Consider the following 15,301-nt stretch of genomic DNA (forward strand, 5'->3'; position numbering starts at 1 on the left):
AATCCCGGACTACAATTCAGCATTCACCGTTAAAAATAATCAGGAGTATTCATGAAACAAACCGTTTATACCGCCAGTCCTGAAAGTCAGCAGATCCATGTCTGGCGTTTGAATACAGAAGGTTCGCTTACGCTGGTTCAGGTTGTTGATGTGCCAGGCCAGGTGCAGCCGATGGTCGTCAGCCCGGATAAACGTTTTCTTTATGTCGGGGTACGCCCGGAATTCCGCGTACTCGCATACCGCATCTCCCCGGATGACGGCGCGCTGACCTATACCGCAGAAGCGCCGCTGCCGGGCAGCCCGACCCATATTTCTACCGACCATAAAGGCAACTTTATCTTCAGCGGCTCCTACAATGCAGGCTGCGTGAGCGTCACCCGCCTGGAAGACGGTATTCCCGTTGAAACCGTCGACGTGGTAGAAGGGCTTGAAGGTTGCCACTCCGCCAACATTTCGCCGGATAACCGCACGCTGTGGGTGCCAGCGCTGAAGCAGGATCGCATCTGCCTGTTTACCCTGAGCGATGACGGTCATCTGGTCGCGCAGAGCCCGGCGGAAGTCACCACCGTGGAAGGCGCAGGCCCGCGCCATATGGTCTTCCACCCGAATCAGCAGTATGCCTATGTCGTTAACGAGCTGAACAGCTCGGTAGATGTCTGGGAGCTGAACGATCCTAACGGGCAGATCGAGTGCGTACAGACGCTGGACATGATGCCAGCTGATTTCTCCGACACACGCTGGGCGGCAGACATTCACATCACGCCGGATGGCCGCCACCTGTATGCCTGTGACCGTACCTCCAGTCTGATCACCGTCTTCAGCGTCTCAGAAGACGGCAGCGTTCTGGCAGTTGAGGGCTTCCAGCCGACAGAAACCCAGCCGCGCGGCTTTAATGTCGATCACAGCGGCAAATACCTGATTGCTGCGGGGCAGAAATCCCACCACATCGCGCTCTATGAAATCAAAGGCGTGCAGGGTCTACTGGAAGAGAAAGGACGCTATGCGGTCGGACAAGGGCCGATGTGGGTTGTAATTAACGCTCACTGATCCGTAGACGAAAAAAAACCTCGCACATGCGAGGTTTTTTTATGCGTGGTTAATGCATGAGGTAGGCCGGGTAAGGCGTAGCCGCCACCCGGCAGCAGGCATTTTACTGCTTCGGTTCAGCAACCACCTTGCTACCCAGACCGCGGTTGTTGTATTCCCACATGCGGTTGAAGTTAGCGTCGTTCAGGTTACGCTGCACGTTGTCTTTATCATCCACCGTGCCGATGTTGCCGGAGAAAGGACGTTTCGAGATCGCCGCATCCGCCCACGGTTTCGCCATGTTAAAGCCTTCGTTAATCACGCTGTCGCGGATCACGACCTGGCCGTTAGTGGCGGAGTCCACGTCCAGAGAGCGGCCAAGCTGCGCCACGCCATCGCCAGCAGCAGTAAAGCGGCTATTCACGGCCAGGAAGCCATAGAACAGATTGGACTGCGTGGCTGGGGCAAAGACGTAACCTTCCTGCTGCGTACGTGAATTCACCACGCGGAAGTCGGTGTTATCAAACACCACCGCGCCGCGACCGGAGACCATATCCACGTCGCCTTCAATGTAGCTGTTGGTGACCAGAGTACGCGTCAGACGATTGTTCTGAAGGGTATTCTGCACGCCGCTGTTGGTCACGAAGAAGGTATTCTGGCGGCCCAGGATATTGACGTTGTTAATCTGTACCTTGTCGCCATCGCTACGCAGCGCCACGGCCTGGTGATTACCTGCGTCAACGCTGTCGCCCAGGGTGTTCTGAATGGTCAGGTTCTGCAATTGCAGGCCATTGTTCTGTGACCAGAATACCGCCGAGCACATCACGCCAATGGTGGCGGCACGTTTGCGCTGGCAGTTATCAAACATATACCACGCCGGTTTACCTGGCATGTATTTACCGGCCGGGTTCACCAGATGGCGCCAGGTGGTGCTGTCGATCTCTGAATCAATCGCCAGGCCAATTTTCACGTCGACCGCTTTTTCGCCAAGTCCGTAAAGCGTAATGCTTCCCGGTGCAGCCGGAACATAAACGGTTCCTTCGTATTCACCCGGCAGGATGGCAATGTACTGACGAGATGCGCTGTGTTTGGTGATTGCGGCATCAACAGCTGCCTGAATTGAGGTGTGCGTAACGCCCTCTGCTCCGGCCGGGCCGACAACGAAGTCTGGCTGTTTCGGCAGGTTAATAGAAGAAGGCGTCCATGGGGCTGCATTGGGATCCATCGCCGAGAAATAGTGCGCACGGGTGAAGTTCTTCGCTTCAGCCGCTGACAGGATCGGACGGGAAGCGGTGCCCGGAGCAACCTGCTCAGATGGTTGCTGATCCGGTGGTGTTGAACTGCAAGCGGATAAAGTCACGCCAAAGGCGAGTGCCAACGCCAGACGGGAAATCCTGGAAATATTCAAGGTAATGCTCCTGGGTATGCAAGTCTTATCTGAATAGACGAAATAGCCTGCTTTTTTATACTAAGTTGAGCGAAACGGGAAGATAAAAACGGGAAAAGTTGCATTTTTGCCCGCAGGCGACGGGAAAGTCATCACAAATAAATAACATTTTCCTGCAAGGCGGTTGACAGCAGGTGACAGATGAAAATAAATGTCTATACAACCCATGACAAGCGGAAGGCACATGCAGCAGCTTCATCCCGATGATGTGATATGGCGAAATGCGCGACTGGCGACCCTGGCAACAGGTGAGCCGGAACCCTATGGTCTGAAAGAACAACATGCCCTCGTCGTGCGCGGCCAGACGATTGCGGCCGTTATTCCTGAAGCCGAGATCCCCTCCGGGCATCGTCAGTGTGTCGATCTCGACGGGCGTCTGGTTACTCCCGGCCTGATCGATTGCCACACCCATCTGGTGTTCGGCGGCGATCGCGCAGCGGAATGGGAACAACGGCTTAACGGCGTGTCGTATCAGACCATCAGCGCGCAGGGCGGCGGTATTAACGCCACGGTCACGGCGACCCGCAACAGTTCGCCGGAAATGCTCCTGACGGTGGCACAGCAGCGGCTCCAGCGGCTGATGAATGAAGGCGTAACGACCGTTGAAATCAAATCGGGATACGGACTGAATGCCCAGGCCGAAGAGAAAATGCTGCTGGTTGCCCGCCAGCTCAGCCTGAACAATCTGGTCGATATCAGCCCGACGCTGCTGGCCGCGCACGCCGTTCCTGCCGAGTACCGACAGGATCCGGATGCCTATCTCACGCTGGTCTGTGAGCAGATCATGCCCACGCTGTGGCAAAAAGAGTTATTTGAAGCGGTGGACGTGTTTTGTGAAAACGTCGGCTTTACCCCGGTGCAAACCGAGCGCCTGTTCCGGGCCGCCGCCGCGCTCGGGATACCGGTTAAAGGGCATGTAGAGCAACTGTCGAATCTGGGCGGCGCGGCGCTGGTCAGCCAGTATAAAGGGCTGTCGGCCGATCATATTGAGTATCTCGATGATTCAGGTATTCAGGCGATGGCGCAAAGCGGCACGGTGGCGGTATTGCTCCCCGGCGCGTTCTATTTTCTTCAGGAGCGCCAGCGTCCACCGGTGGAGCAGCTCAGAGAACAGGGCGTGCCGATGGCGGTGGCTACCGACTACAACCCGGGCACCAGCCCGTTTGCCAGCCTGCATCTGGCAATGAACATGGCCTGCGTCCAGTTTGGCCTCACGCCGGAAGAGGCCTGGGCTGGCGTGACGCGGCATGCGGCGCAGGCGCTAGGTCGTGGCGCGACGCACGGGCAATTAAAGCCCGGTTATGTGGCTGATTTCGTCGTCTGGGAGGCGAATCATCCGGTTGAGATGGTTTACGAGCCGGGGCGGAATCCTTTATATCAACGCGTGTTTCGGGGGCAGGTAGCATGAAATTGTGGCATCCCGTTTCCCGGCAGGTCTGGCAGGGTCGTGACGACAGCGCCGAATCCAGCACCGCGAAACGTCTCTTCCAGACCATAAAGCAGCGCGAACACTTTGCACCCGTGCCGTCAGGCATCGCCCTGCTGGGCTTTGAATGTGATGAAGGGGTTAAGCGTAACCAGGGCAGGCCCGGTGCTGCACAGGCTCCCGATGTGCTGCGCGGCGCGCTGGCGAATATGGCGAGCCATCAGGGGCATGCGCGCCTCGTGGATATGGGCTCCATTTTTGTTGAAGGCAATGCGCTGGAGGCGGCACAGCAGGCGCTGAGCGAGGCCATTACCGCGTGCCAGCAATCCGGGATGCGTACTCTGGTTTTCGGCGGTGGACATGAAACCGCCTGGGCGCACGGGCGCGGCGTGCTGGATGCCTTTCCGAACGATCGCATTGCGGTGATCAACCTGGATGCGCACCTCGATTTACGTAAGGCTGAACGGGCTACGTCCGGCACGCCGTTCCGCCAGCTGGCGCACTACTGCGCGTCGCAGTCGCGGTCGTTTCACTACGCCTGCCTGGGGGTAAGCCGTGCGGCGAATACCCAGGCGCTGTGGGAGGAAGCTGAACGGTTGAACGTGATGCTGGTTGAAGATCTCGATTTTCGCCGGGATGCGCTATCCGCGCTGGATAGCGTGCTTGCGCAGGCAGACCGGGTTTATCTCACCATTGACCTCGATGTGCTGCCCGCCGCAGAAATGCCCGCCGTATCCGCCCCTGCGGCGTTGGGGATCCCGGCGCTGGATCTGTTCCCGGTGATTGAGCGTATCTGCCGAAGCGGTAAACTACAGGCGGCGGATCTGGTGGAATATAATCCGCACTACGACCGGGACGGTCAGGGGGCGAAGCTTGCCGCCCGACTGGCCTGGCAAATTGCTCACTGGTGGGCATAACCACATTACAGGAGTCAGCATGTTTTCACGCTCACCGCAGCAACCCTCCAGCCCACCCGCACCTTTTTATGAGAAGGTGAAAAAGGCGATCAGCGAAAAAATTGCTGCCGGCGTCTGGCGTCCGCACGACCGTATTCCCTCCGAAGCTGAACTGGTCGCGCAGTATGGCTTTAGTCGAATGACCATTAACCGGGCGCTGCGGGAACTGACCGATGAAGGGTTGCTGGTGCGTTTGCAGGGTGTCGGAACCTTTGTCGCCGAGCCAAAAGGACAGTCGGCGCTGTTTGAAATCCGCAGCATTGCCGATGAAATTGCCGCCCGCAACCATCAGCACCACTGCGAAGTGCTGGTGCTTGAAGAGACGCAGGCCAGCGCCGAACAGGCCATCGAGCTGAACGTTAAAGAGGGCACCCGGATCTTCCATTCGGTGATGGTGCATTATGAGAACGATATTCCGGTCCAGATTGAAGATCGCTGCGTCAACGCGGAGCGGATCCCGGACTACCTGAACCAGGATTACACCCAAACCACACCGCATGCGTATCTCTCGCTCGTCGCCCCGCTGACGGAAGGGGAGCATATCGTGGAGGCCGTGCGCGCCACGCCTCAGGAGTGCGAGTTGTTGCGTATTAAAGAGCACGATCCCTGCCTGCTGATCCGCCGTCGTACCTGGTCATCCTCGCAGATCGTGTCGCATGCGAAGCTGCTGTTCCCGGGGAATCGTTACCGGTTGCAGGGCCACTTTATGTCATAAGTTTTATAAGCGTGATCGCTAACGCAATATAGCAAAATTGTATCTTTTTTGTTAAATCCGACCTTGTGTGTGCTTGTCTATACAAGTATATCTAAATGCATCACCTGTCCCTTATGAGGAACACACAATGTCGTCAGATAAATACCGCAAGCAGGATGTCCGCGCCGCGCGCGGCACCACGCTCACCGCAAAAAGCTGGCTCACCGAAGCACCGCTGCGCATGTTGATGAACAACCTTGATCCTGAGGTAGCAGAAAATCCCCATGAGCTGGTGGTCTACGGCGGCATTGGCCGCGCCGCGCGCAACTGGGCGTGCTATGACGCGATTGTCGAGTCTTTGACGAATCTCGAAAACGACGAAACGCTGCTGGTGCAATCCGGCAAACCGGTTGGCGTATTCAAAACCCATAAAAATGCGCCCCGTGTGCTGATTGCCAACTCCAACCTGGTGCCGCACTGGGCGACGTGGGAACACTTCAACGAGCTGGACGCAAAAGGGCTGGCCATGTACGGCCAGATGACCGCGGGTAGCTGGATCTACATCGGCAGCCAGGGGATTGTGCAGGGCACCTATGAAACCTTCGTGGAAGCGGGCCGACAGCACTATAACGGCTCACTGAAAGGCCGCTGGGTGCTCACCGCCGGACTGGGCGGCATGGGCGGCGCGCAGCCGCTGGCCGCGACGCTGGCGGGCGCGTGCTCCCTGAACATTGAGTGCCAGCAGAGCCGCATCGATTTCCGTCTGCGTACCCGCTATGTTGATGAACAGGCCGACAACCTCGATGACGCGCTGGCGCGCATCAAAAAGTACACCGCTGAAGGCAAAGCCGTGTCGGTTGCCCTGTGCGGCAACGCGGCGGATATTCTGCCGGAACTGGTGGCGCGCGGCGTGCGTCCGGATCTGGTCACCGACCAGACCAGCGCTCACGATCCGCTTCATGGTTACCTGCCAAAAGGCTGGACGTGGGAAGATTACCAGCAAAAAGCGGAAACCGATCCTGAGGGCACGGTACTGGCGGCTAAACGCGCCATGGCGGAACACGTCTCCGCGATGCTCGCCTTCAGTAAGATGGGGATTCCGACCTTTGATTACGGGAATAACATCCGCCAGATGGCGAAAGAGATGGGGGTGAATAACGCCTTTGACTTCCCCGGCTTCGTGCCCGCCTATATTCGTCCGCTGTTCTGCCGCGGCATCGGGCCGTTCCGCTGGGTTGCCCTGTCCGGCGACCCGGAGGATATCTACAAAACCGACGCCAGAGTGAAGGAAATTGTCGCCGACGACGAGCACCTGCACCGCTGGCTGGACATGGCGCGCGAGCGCATTAATTTCCAGGGCCTGCCAGCGCGTATCTGCTGGGTCGGGCTGGAGTGGCGGCAAAAACTCGGCCTCGCCTTTAACGAAATGGTGCGCAGCGGCGAAGTCTCCGCGCCGATCGTCATTGGCCGCGACCACCTGGACTCCGGCTCTGTCGCCAGTCCGAACCGTGAAACCGAAGCCATGCGCGACGGCTCGGATGCGGTCTCCGACTGGCCGCTGCTGAATGCCCTGCTGAACACCGCCAGTGGCGCAACCTGGGTGTCGCTGCACCACGGCGGCGGCGTCGGGATGGGCTTCTCCCAGCACTCCGGGATGGTCATCGTCTGTGACGGTACCGACGAAGCGGCGGCACGTATTGCTCGCGTGCTGCATAACGACCCGGCAACCGGCGTGATGCGCCACGCGGATGCGGGTTACGAGATTGCCATTGATTGTGCCAAAGAGCAGGGCCTGAACCTGCCGATGATCCCCGCCACACAAGGAAAGCCTGCATGAACGCGTTAACACTTACTCCCGGCTCTTTGTCGCTCAAACAGCTGCGTCACGTCTGGCGTCAGCCGGTGACACTCGCCCTTGATGAAAGCGCCCACCGTGCCATTAATGACAGCGTGGCCTGCGTGGAGGCGATTGTAGCGGAGGGGCGCACCGCCTACGGCATCAATACCGGGTTTGGCCTGCTGGCGCAGACCCGCATTGCCACGCACGATCTGGAGAATTTACAGCGTTCGCTGGTGCTCTCGCACGCGGCAGGGGTTGGCCAGCCGCTGGACGATGAGATCGTCCGCCTGATGATGGTGTTGAAAATCAACAGCCTGGCGCGTGGGTTTTCCGGCATTCGTCTGAGCGTGATCCAGGCGCTGATGGCGCTGGTGAATGCTGAAGTTTATCCGTGGATCCCGGCGAAGGGCTCCGTCGGAGCTTCCGGCGATCTGGCGCCGCTGGCGCATATGTCACTGCTCCTGCTGGGTGAAGGCAAGGCGCGCTGGCAAGGGGAGTGGCTGCCTGCGAAAGAGGCGCTGAAAAAAGCCGGCTTAGTGCCGATTACTCTTGCAGCAAAAGAAGGGCTGGCGCTGCTCAACGGCACGCAGGCATCGACGGCCTTTGCGCTGCGCGGCCTGTTTGAAGCGGAAGAACTGTTCGCCTCCGCGGTGGTGTGTGGTGCGCTGACCACTGAAGCGGTGCTCGGCTCGCGTCGTCCGTTCGATGCCCGCATCCACGAGGTGCGCGGCCAGCGCGGTCAGATTGATGCCGCTGCCATGTACCGCCACGTACTTACCGATACCAGCGACATTGCCGATTCGCATCACAACTGCGAGAAGGTGCAGGATCCGTATTCTCTGCGCTGCCAGCCGCAGGTGATGGGCGCATGCCTGACACAGCTTCGCCAGGCGGCAGAAGTGCTGCTGGTGGAGGCCAATGCGGTGTCCGACAACCCACTGGTGTTTGCTCAGGAAAACGAGGTGGTCTCCGGCGGCAACTTCCACGCCGAGCCGGTGGCGATGGCCGCAGATAATATCGCGCTGGCGATTGCCGAAATCGGAGCGTTGTCCGAGCGTCGAATCGCACTAATGATGGATAAACACATGTCCCAGCTGCCGCCATTCCTGGTGCGCAACGGTGGGGTGAACTCGGGCTTTATGATCGCCCAGGTCACCGCCGCAGCACTGGCAAGCGAAAACAAAGCCCTGTCGCATCCGCACAGCGTGGACAGCCTGCCAACGTCAGCAAATCAGGAAGATCACGTTTCGATGGCCCCGGCTGCCGGGCGTCGACTGTGGGAGATGGCCTCCAACACCCGCGGCGTGCTGGCGGTGGAATGGCTGGCGGCGTGTCAGGGTATTGATTTGCGCGAAGGGCTAAAATCCAGCCCGCTGCTGGAGCAGGCGCGTCATACGCTGCGCGAGCACGTTACGCACTACGATGAGGACCGCTTCTTTGCGCCGGATATTGATAAGGCGATACAGCTTCTGGAAGAAGAAACCCTTGCAGGATTGCTACCTTCCGTGCTGTGATTTTTTTGCCCGGTGGCGCTGCGCTTACCGGGCCTACGAATGCGAAATGTAGGCCGGGTAAGGCGTAGCCGCCACCCGGCTTTTTTTATGAATACATCGCCGTAATCGACGCGCTGCCCAGCGAATGGAAATGGACGTTAAAGCCTACCATTGCCCCGCTCGCCCCTTCGTCAACCTCAATCTTGTCCACATCCAGCGCGTGCACCGTGAAGATATAGCGGTGCGTTTCCCCTTTTGGCGGCGCCGCGCCGCCGTAGCCCGCTTTGCCAAAGTCCGTGCGGGTCTGAATCGCACCGTCGGGCAGGGCAACCAGATCGGAACCGGAACCCTGCGGCAGCACGCGGGTGTCGGCGGGCAGGTTTGCCACGATCCAGTGCCACCAGCCCGAGCCGGTTGGCGCATCCGGATCGTAGCAGGTCACGACAAAACTTTTGGTTCCCGCTGGTACATCGTCCCACGCCAGATGGGGAGAGATATTATCTCCCTGATAACCCATCCCGTTAAACACGTGACGTTCCGGCAGCTTTTCGCCGTCGCGCAAATCTTTACTGATGATTTTCATCCTATTTCCCTCGTTACTCACTCATTCAGAAAGTGTAACGCATGGGGTTAAATCGTGAAATGCGCTGATATGTTAACGGCTTTAACCACTGCCCCGGTCAGCTTGTGGAGCTGATCCGGAGAAATGCTGTACGGCGGCATGAGGTAAATCAGCTTACCGAAAGGTCGCACCCAAACGCCCTGGTCAACGAAGAAGCGCTGCAACGCGGCCATGTTCACCGGATGCGTTGTCTCGATCACCCCGATGGCGCCCAGCACGCGGACGTCCGCGACGTATTCCGCATCCGCCGCCACGCTTAGCTGCTGCTTCAGCTGCGCCTCAATCACCGCCACCTGCGTCTGCCACTCGCCGCTCTCCAGAATGGCGAGGCTTTCGCTTGCCACGGCGCAGGCCAGCGGGTTGCCCATAAACGTCGGGCCGTGCATAAAGCAGCCCGCGTCGCCGTCGCTGATGGTGTCGGCAACCTGGCGGGTGGTGAGCGTGGCGGAGAGCGTCATGGTGCCGCCGGTGAGCGCTTTCCCCAGGCACAGAATATCCGGCGCGATCCCCGCATGCTCGCAGGCAAACAGCTTCCCGGTACGACCAAAGCCGGTGGCGATCTCATCGGCAATCAGCAAAATCCCTTCGCGGTCGCACATCTTCCGAATGCGCTTCAGCCACTCGGGGTGATACATCCGCATTCCGCCCGCGCCCTGCACAATCGGTTCGAGAATAACGGCGGCAACCTCGTGGCGATGGGCCGCCATCAACCGCGCGAAGCCCACCATGTCCATCTCGTCCCATTCGCCGTCGAAGCGGCTCTGCGGGGCTGGCGCAAACAGGTTTTCCGGCAGGTAGCCTTTCCACAGGCTGTGCATGGAGTTGTCCGGATCGCACACCGACATCGCCCCGAAGGTGTCGCCGTGGTAGCCGTTGCGGAAGGTGAGGAACCGCTGGCGCGTTTCGCCCTTCGCATGCCAGTACTGCAACGCCATTTTCATCGCCACTTCCACGGCCACCGAGCCGGAATCAGCCAGGAAAACACACTCCAGCGATTCAGGCGTCATCGCTACCAGGCGACGGCATAAATCCACCGCGGGCTGATGCGTGATCCCGCCAAACATCACGTGTGACATCTGGTCAATCTGCGCTTTCATCGCCGCGTTCAGACGCGGGTGGTTGTAGCCATGGATCGCCGCCCACCAGGAGGACATCCCGTCAACAAGCCGCTCGCCGCTGGCGAGATGCAGCTCGCAGCCGTGGGCCGAGGCTACCGGATAGACGGGAAGGGGGCGGGTCGTGGAGGTGTAAGGGTGCCAGATATGCTGCTTATCGAAGGCGAGATCGTCCTGGGTCATAATCGACTTGTAAACCATTTTGAAAAGTTTTAGGTTTACAAGTATAAACCGAACCGACAATTAACAAAACCCTTTGGAGAAGCCCGATGGCTCACCACGCACGCTGGACGATGTCGCAAGTCACTGAATTATTCAACAAACCTTTCCTGGAGCTGATGTTTGAGGCGCAACAGGTGCACCGCCAGCACTTCGATCCGCGTCATGTTCAGGTCAGCACGCTGCTGTCGATTAAAACCGGGGCTTGCCCGGAAGACTGCAAATATTGCCCGCAAAGCGCGCGCTATAAAACCGGTCTTGAATCCGAGCGCCTGATGGAAGTCGAGCAGGTGCTCGACTCAGCGCGCAAGGCCAAAAACGCTGGCTCAACCCGCTTCTGCATGGGCGCGGCGTGGAAAAACCCGCATGACCGCGACATGCCCTATCTGGAGCAGATGGTGAAGGGGGTGAAGGAGATGGGGCTTGAAGCCTGCATGACCCTGGGTACGCTAAACGAGGAGCAGGCGCAGCGCCTCTCGGCGGCAGGGCTGGATTACTACAATCACAACCTCGATACCTCGCCGGAATTCTACGGCAACATCATCACCACGCGCACCTATCAGGAGCGTCTGGACACGCTGGATAAAGTGCGTGATGCGGGGATCAAGGTCTGTTCCGGCGGGATCGTGGGACTGGGCGAAACGGTAAAAGATCGTGCCGGCCTGCTGTTACAGCTGGCGAACCTGCCGACCCCGCCGGAAAGTGTGCCCATCAACATGCTGGTGAAGGTAAAAGGTACGCCGCTGGCGGATAATGAGGACGTGGATGCCTTCGATTTCATCCGCACCATCGCGGTGGCGCGCATCATGATGCCAACCTCTTATGTTCGCCTCTCTGCCGGTCGCGAGCAGATGAGCGAGCAGACCCAGGCGATGTGCTTTATGGCCGGGGCCAACTCCATCTTCTACGGTTGCAAACTGCTGACCACACCAAACCCGGAAGAGGACAAAGACGTTCAGCTGTTCCGCAAGCTGGGGCTGAACCCACACCAGACCGGGGTACAGGCGGGGGATAACGAGCAACAACAGCAGCTGGAGCAGCAGATATTCAACGCCGACACTGACCAGTTCTACAACGCGGCAGCCGTATGACCTGGCAGGCACGTATCAGGACCGCGCTCGACGAGCGGCGGGCGGCGGATGCGTTTCGGGTACGCAGGGTAGTGGAAAACGGTGCAGGCCGTTTTCTCACCCGGGAAGGAGAGCGGTTCTGTAATTTCTCCAGCAACGATTATCTGGGCCTGAGCCAGCACCCGCAGATCGTTCGTGCCTGGCAGCAGGGCGCGGATCGTTACGGCGTGGGCAGCGGTGGCTCCGGGCACGTCAGCGGCTACACCACGGCCCATCAGGCGCTGGAGGAAGCGTTGGCCGACTGGCTGGGCTACCCGCGGGCGCTGTTGTTTATCTCCGGTTTTGCCGCGAATCAGGCGGTGATTGCCGCCCTGATGGGCAAAGACGACCGCATCATCGCGGACCGCCTGAGCCACGCCTCCCTGCTTGAAGCCGCCAGTCTCAGCCCGGCACAGCTGCGGCGTTTTGCCCATAACGATGCCTCTCAGCTGAACGTCCTGCTGGGTAAACCCTGTTCAGGGCTTCAGCTGGCGGTCACGGAAGGGGTATTCAGCATGGACGGCGACAGCGCGCCCCTGGCCGCGTTGCACGATGCCGCAAAACAGCAAAACGCATGGCTGCTGGTCGACGATGCCCACGGCATTGGCGTCACCGGCGAGGAGGGGCGCGGAAGCGCTTATCAGCAGGGCGTCAGGCCGGAACTGCTGGTGGTCACTTTTGGAAAAGGCTTCGGCGTCAGCGGTGCCGCGGTGTTGTGCTGCGAGCCGGTGGCCGACTACCTGGTGCAGTTCGCCCGGCACCTGATCTACAGCACCAGCATGCCCCCGGCGCAGGCCGTGGCACTCTCTGCGTCGCTTGCGGTGATCCGCGGCGAAGACGGCGCTGAACGCCGGGCTCGCCTGGCCGACCATATTCAGCGTTTCCGCCGGGGGGTAAGCGAACTGCCTTACCGGCTTACCGACTCGCACAGCGCCATTCAGCCCGTGATTGTGGGTGAAAACCATCGGGCGCTGATGCTGGCACAGGCGCTACGAGAACGCGGGCAGTGGGTCACGGCGATCCGCCCACCCACCGTGCCGCCAGGCACCGCGCGCTTGCGTCTGACGCTTACGGCAGCGCACGAGCCGCAGGATATCGATACGCTTCTGGAGGCACTGTATGTCTCCCGTCAATAAACAGGCCGTTGCCGCTGCGTTTGGCCGGGCAGCGCAAAGCTATTCACAGCACGATGAGCTGCAACGCCTGAGCGCGCGCGGGCTGCTGGCCGCGCTCGGTGACGGGCGTTTTGCGCAGGTGCTCGACGCGGGCTGCGGGCCAGGCGGCAATAGCCGCTACTGGCGCGCAACGGGCAGCCAGGTCACGGCGCTGGATTTATCTGCGCAGATGCTGGATGAAGCCCGCCAGCAGCAGTCAGCAGACCGTTATCTGGTGGCCGATATCGAGGCCATCCCGCTGGAGGATGCGCTGTTTGACCTCGTCTGGAGCCATCTGGCGGTGCAGTGGTGCACCAGCCTGTCGCAGGCGCTACGCGAGCTTTACCGCGTGGCACGGCCCGGCGGAGCGGTGGCCTTTACCACCCTGCTGGAAAGTTCGTTGCCGGAGCTGAATCAGGCGTGGAGGGCGGTGGATGCGCAGCCGCACGCCAACCGGTTTCTCTCGCACGAACAGGTCACTCAGGCGCTGGCAGGCTGGCGTTATCGCAGCGAGGTCCAGACCGTCACCCTCGAATTTAGCGATGCGTTAAGCGCCATGCGCTCTCTTAAGGGCATAGGCGCGACGCACCTGCACGCCGGTCGGGAGAAGAAACCCCTTACCCGCGGACAACTCCAGCGTCTCGGGCTGGCCTGGCCGCAGGATCGGGGCCGGTTCCCGCTCTCTTATCATCTTTTTCATGGGATTATTGAACGTGACTGAACGTTATTTTGTTACCGGTACGGACACCGAAGTCGGTAAAACGGTTGCCAGCGCCGCGCTGTTGCAGGCGGCGCGTCTGCTGGGGAAAACAACGGCCGGGTATAAGCCCGTAGCCTCCGGCAGCGAGATGACGCCGGAAGGCTTACGCAATACTGATGCGCTGGCGCTACAGCGTAACAGCAGCCTTGCGCTGGCCTATTCTGCGGTGAACCCCTATACCTTTGCTGAACCCACCTCGCCGCACATCGTTAGCGCCGATGAAGATCGTCCGATTGATTTTTCGGTGCTCTCTTCCGGATTACGCGACCTGGAAACGCAGGCCGACTGGGTGCTGGTGGAGGGGGCTGGCGGCTGGTTTACCCCGCTGTCCGACGAGCAGACCTTTGCTGACTGGGTGCGGGCCGAACAGCTTCCGGTCATTCTGGTGGTGGGGGTGAAGCTTGGCTGTATCAATCACGCCATGCTGACCGCTCAGGCCGTGCAGCAGGCCGGGTTGCGTCTGGCAGGGTGGATTGCCAATGACGTGGTTGCGCCGGGTAAACGTCATGCTGAGTATCTGGCGACGCTGAAGCGGGTGCTGCCTGCGCCGTTTCTCGGCGAGATCCCGTGGCTTGCCGACGGCGCAGAGCAGGCGGAAACTGGACGCTATCTTGACCTCAGCGCCTTATGTCCCGCGCCATCCAGTGCGCAATAAGGTTGTCATCCAGCTCGTTAACGTGGCCCTGTGCCACGTTACGCCCGCGATAGAGCATGCAGAAACGATCCGCTACCCGGCGGATAAACGACAGCTGTTGCTCCGCTAACAGCACCGTCATTCCCAGCTCCCGATTCAACCGTACCAGCAGTTGACCCAGCCTGCGGGCGAAGCCTTGCCCTGCGCCATACATGGGCTCATCCAGAATCAACACGCGCGGGCGATTAACCAGCGCACTGGCGAGGGCCAGCTGATACTGGTCGTCGGGGGACAGCGCAGAGGCACGCATTTGTCGCAGCGGATAGAGTTCCGGAAACAGGGCGTACACGTCATTTTTTGATGTCGGGTCGGATTTCCCCGTCGCCCGCATAGCGATATGCAGATTTTCATCGACGGTCAGCTGGGAAAATATCCGCCGATCCTGCGGGACGTAGCCTATCGTTGGCGGCGCCGTGAATGCTGACGCAGGGCTGAGCAAATTACGCGGCGGCGCGCCAGCCTCATGCCATATGATGGTGCCGCTCTCAACGGGCACCTTTCCGGTAATGCAGTTCATGAGCGTGGATTTACCCATGCCAGGCAGGCCAACAATGCCCGTACAGATGCCTTGCGGGAAATCGATATTCACGTTCCATAGCGTATGTTGGCTTCCGTAAAACTGATTTACAGCACGCAGACTCAACATCTTTCTCTCCTTAAAAATGTGTGGGGTAATGCTCAGGCTGATATCTGCAAAACGCCTGCCAGAAACAAAATAATGATTAAAAAAGAGCCATTTTTAGGAA

The 15,301-nt window shown here is 59.5% G+C and carries 14 protein-coding genes; 10 read left to right on the top strand and 4 right to left on the bottom strand.

From position 1 onward, the window contains the following. The first annotated feature begins 51 nt into the window (after positions 1-51). Positions 52-1,047, top strand: coding sequence for a 6-phosphogluconolactonase (gene pgl / locus ACQG0S_RS06585; protein WP_023305719.1), 996 nt, complete (start codon positions 52-54; stop codon positions 1,045-1,047). Positions 1,048-1,150: 103 nt separating this feature from the next. On the opposite strand, the gene ACQG0S_RS06590 is transcribed toward pgl, so the two are convergent. Continuing rightward, the gene (locus tag ACQG0S_RS06590) at positions 1,151-2,434 is read right to left on the bottom strand and encodes a putative acyl-CoA thioester hydrolase (RefSeq protein WP_048966835.1); all 1,284 of its coding nucleotides are present in this window, start codon (positions 2,432-2,434) and stop codon (positions 1,151-1,153) included. A gap of 223 nt (positions 2,435-2,657) precedes the next feature. Here ACQG0S_RS06590 and hutI point away from each other — a divergent pair, with 223 nt between their 5' ends. The 5 genes from hutI (at position 2,658) to hutH (ending at position 8,903) form a co-directional block, all read left to right on the top strand. Continuing rightward, positions 2,658-3,881: an imidazolonepropionase gene (gene hutI / locus ACQG0S_RS06595; RefSeq protein ID WP_063138031.1), complete on the top strand. Its 1,224-nt coding sequence runs from the start codon at positions 2,658-2,660 to the stop codon at positions 3,879-3,881. Then, positions 3,878-4,816, top strand: coding sequence for a formimidoylglutamase (hutG, locus tag ACQG0S_RS06600; RefSeq protein WP_048966833.1), 939 nt, complete (start codon positions 3,878-3,880; stop codon positions 4,814-4,816). The genes hutI and hutG overlap by 4 nt, the downstream gene beginning before the upstream one ends. A 19-nt stretch (positions 4,817-4,835) precedes the next feature. Next, positions 4,836-5,570: a histidine utilization repressor gene (locus ACQG0S_RS06605; RefSeq protein ID WP_022647491.1), complete on the top strand. Its 735-nt coding sequence runs from the start codon at positions 4,836-4,838 to the stop codon at positions 5,568-5,570. Between the two features lie 127 nt (positions 5,571-5,697). Continuing rightward, complete coding sequence (gene hutU / locus ACQG0S_RS06610; RefSeq protein WP_003858533.1) at positions 5,698-7,386, top strand: urocanate hydratase; 1,689 nt, start codon at positions 5,698-5,700, stop codon at positions 7,384-7,386. Continuing rightward, positions 7,383-8,903 carry a histidine ammonia-lyase gene (hutH, locus tag ACQG0S_RS06615; RefSeq protein ID WP_048966832.1) on the top strand — a complete coding sequence of 507 codons (1,521 nt, stop codon included), beginning with the start codon at positions 7,383-7,385 and terminating at the stop codon, positions 8,901-8,903. The genes hutU and hutH overlap by 4 nt, the downstream gene beginning before the upstream one ends. Positions 8,904-8,988: 85 nt before the next feature. On the opposite strand, the gene ACQG0S_RS06620 is transcribed toward hutH, so the two are convergent. Further along, positions 8,989-9,465 (bottom strand): kinase inhibitor, encoded by a 477-nt coding sequence (locus ACQG0S_RS06620; protein WP_003858531.1) that lies wholly within the window; start codon positions 9,463-9,465, stop codon positions 8,989-8,991. A gap of 47 nt (positions 9,466-9,512) precedes the next feature. Beyond that, positions 9,513-10,802, bottom strand: coding sequence for an adenosylmethionine--8-amino-7-oxononanoate transaminase (gene bioA, locus ACQG0S_RS06625; protein WP_032621683.1), 1,290 nt, complete (start codon positions 10,800-10,802; stop codon positions 9,513-9,515). An 86-nt stretch (positions 10,803-10,888) separates the two neighbouring features. On the opposite strand from bioA, the gene bioB reads away from it, so the two are divergent. From bioB to bioD, 4 genes are read left to right on the top strand one after another with little or no spacing between them, the layout of a single operon-like run. Then, the gene (gene bioB, locus ACQG0S_RS06630) at positions 10,889-11,929 is read left to right on the top strand and encodes a biotin synthase BioB (RefSeq protein ID WP_017384942.1); all 1,041 of its coding nucleotides are present in this window, start codon (positions 10,889-10,891) and stop codon (positions 11,927-11,929) included. Next, complete coding sequence (gene bioF, locus ACQG0S_RS06635; protein ID WP_022647495.1) at positions 11,926-13,083, top strand: 8-amino-7-oxononanoate synthase; 1,158 nt, start codon at positions 11,926-11,928, stop codon at positions 13,081-13,083. Before bioB ends, bioF begins: the two co-directional genes overlap by 4 nt. Continuing rightward, entirely contained in the window at positions 13,067-13,822 is a 756-nt protein-coding gene (gene bioC, locus ACQG0S_RS06640; RefSeq protein ID WP_048966376.1) for a malonyl-ACP O-methyltransferase BioC, read from the top strand. Before bioF ends, bioC begins: the two co-directional genes overlap by 17 nt. After that, a complete protein-coding gene (bioD, locus tag ACQG0S_RS06645; protein WP_072200992.1) occupies positions 13,815-14,516 on the top strand; it encodes a dethiobiotin synthase in 702 nt (233 codons plus the stop codon). The genes bioC and bioD overlap by 8 nt, the downstream gene beginning before the upstream one ends. Here bioD and ACQG0S_RS06650 read toward each other — a convergent pair. After that, positions 14,479-15,201 carry an ABC transporter ATP-binding protein gene (locus ACQG0S_RS06650; protein WP_048966374.1) on the bottom strand — a complete coding sequence of 241 codons (723 nt, stop codon included), beginning with the start codon at positions 15,199-15,201 and terminating at the stop codon, positions 14,479-14,481. The genes bioD and ACQG0S_RS06650 overlap by 38 nt on opposite strands. Positions 15,202-15,301 lie beyond the last annotated feature (100 nt).

The sequence above is a fragment of the Enterobacter cloacae complex sp. 418I7 genome, assembly GCF_050030705.1.
In the GTDB taxonomy this organism is placed as follows: Bacteria; Pseudomonadota; Gammaproteobacteria; order Enterobacterales; family Enterobacteriaceae; genus Enterobacter; species Enterobacter intestinihominis.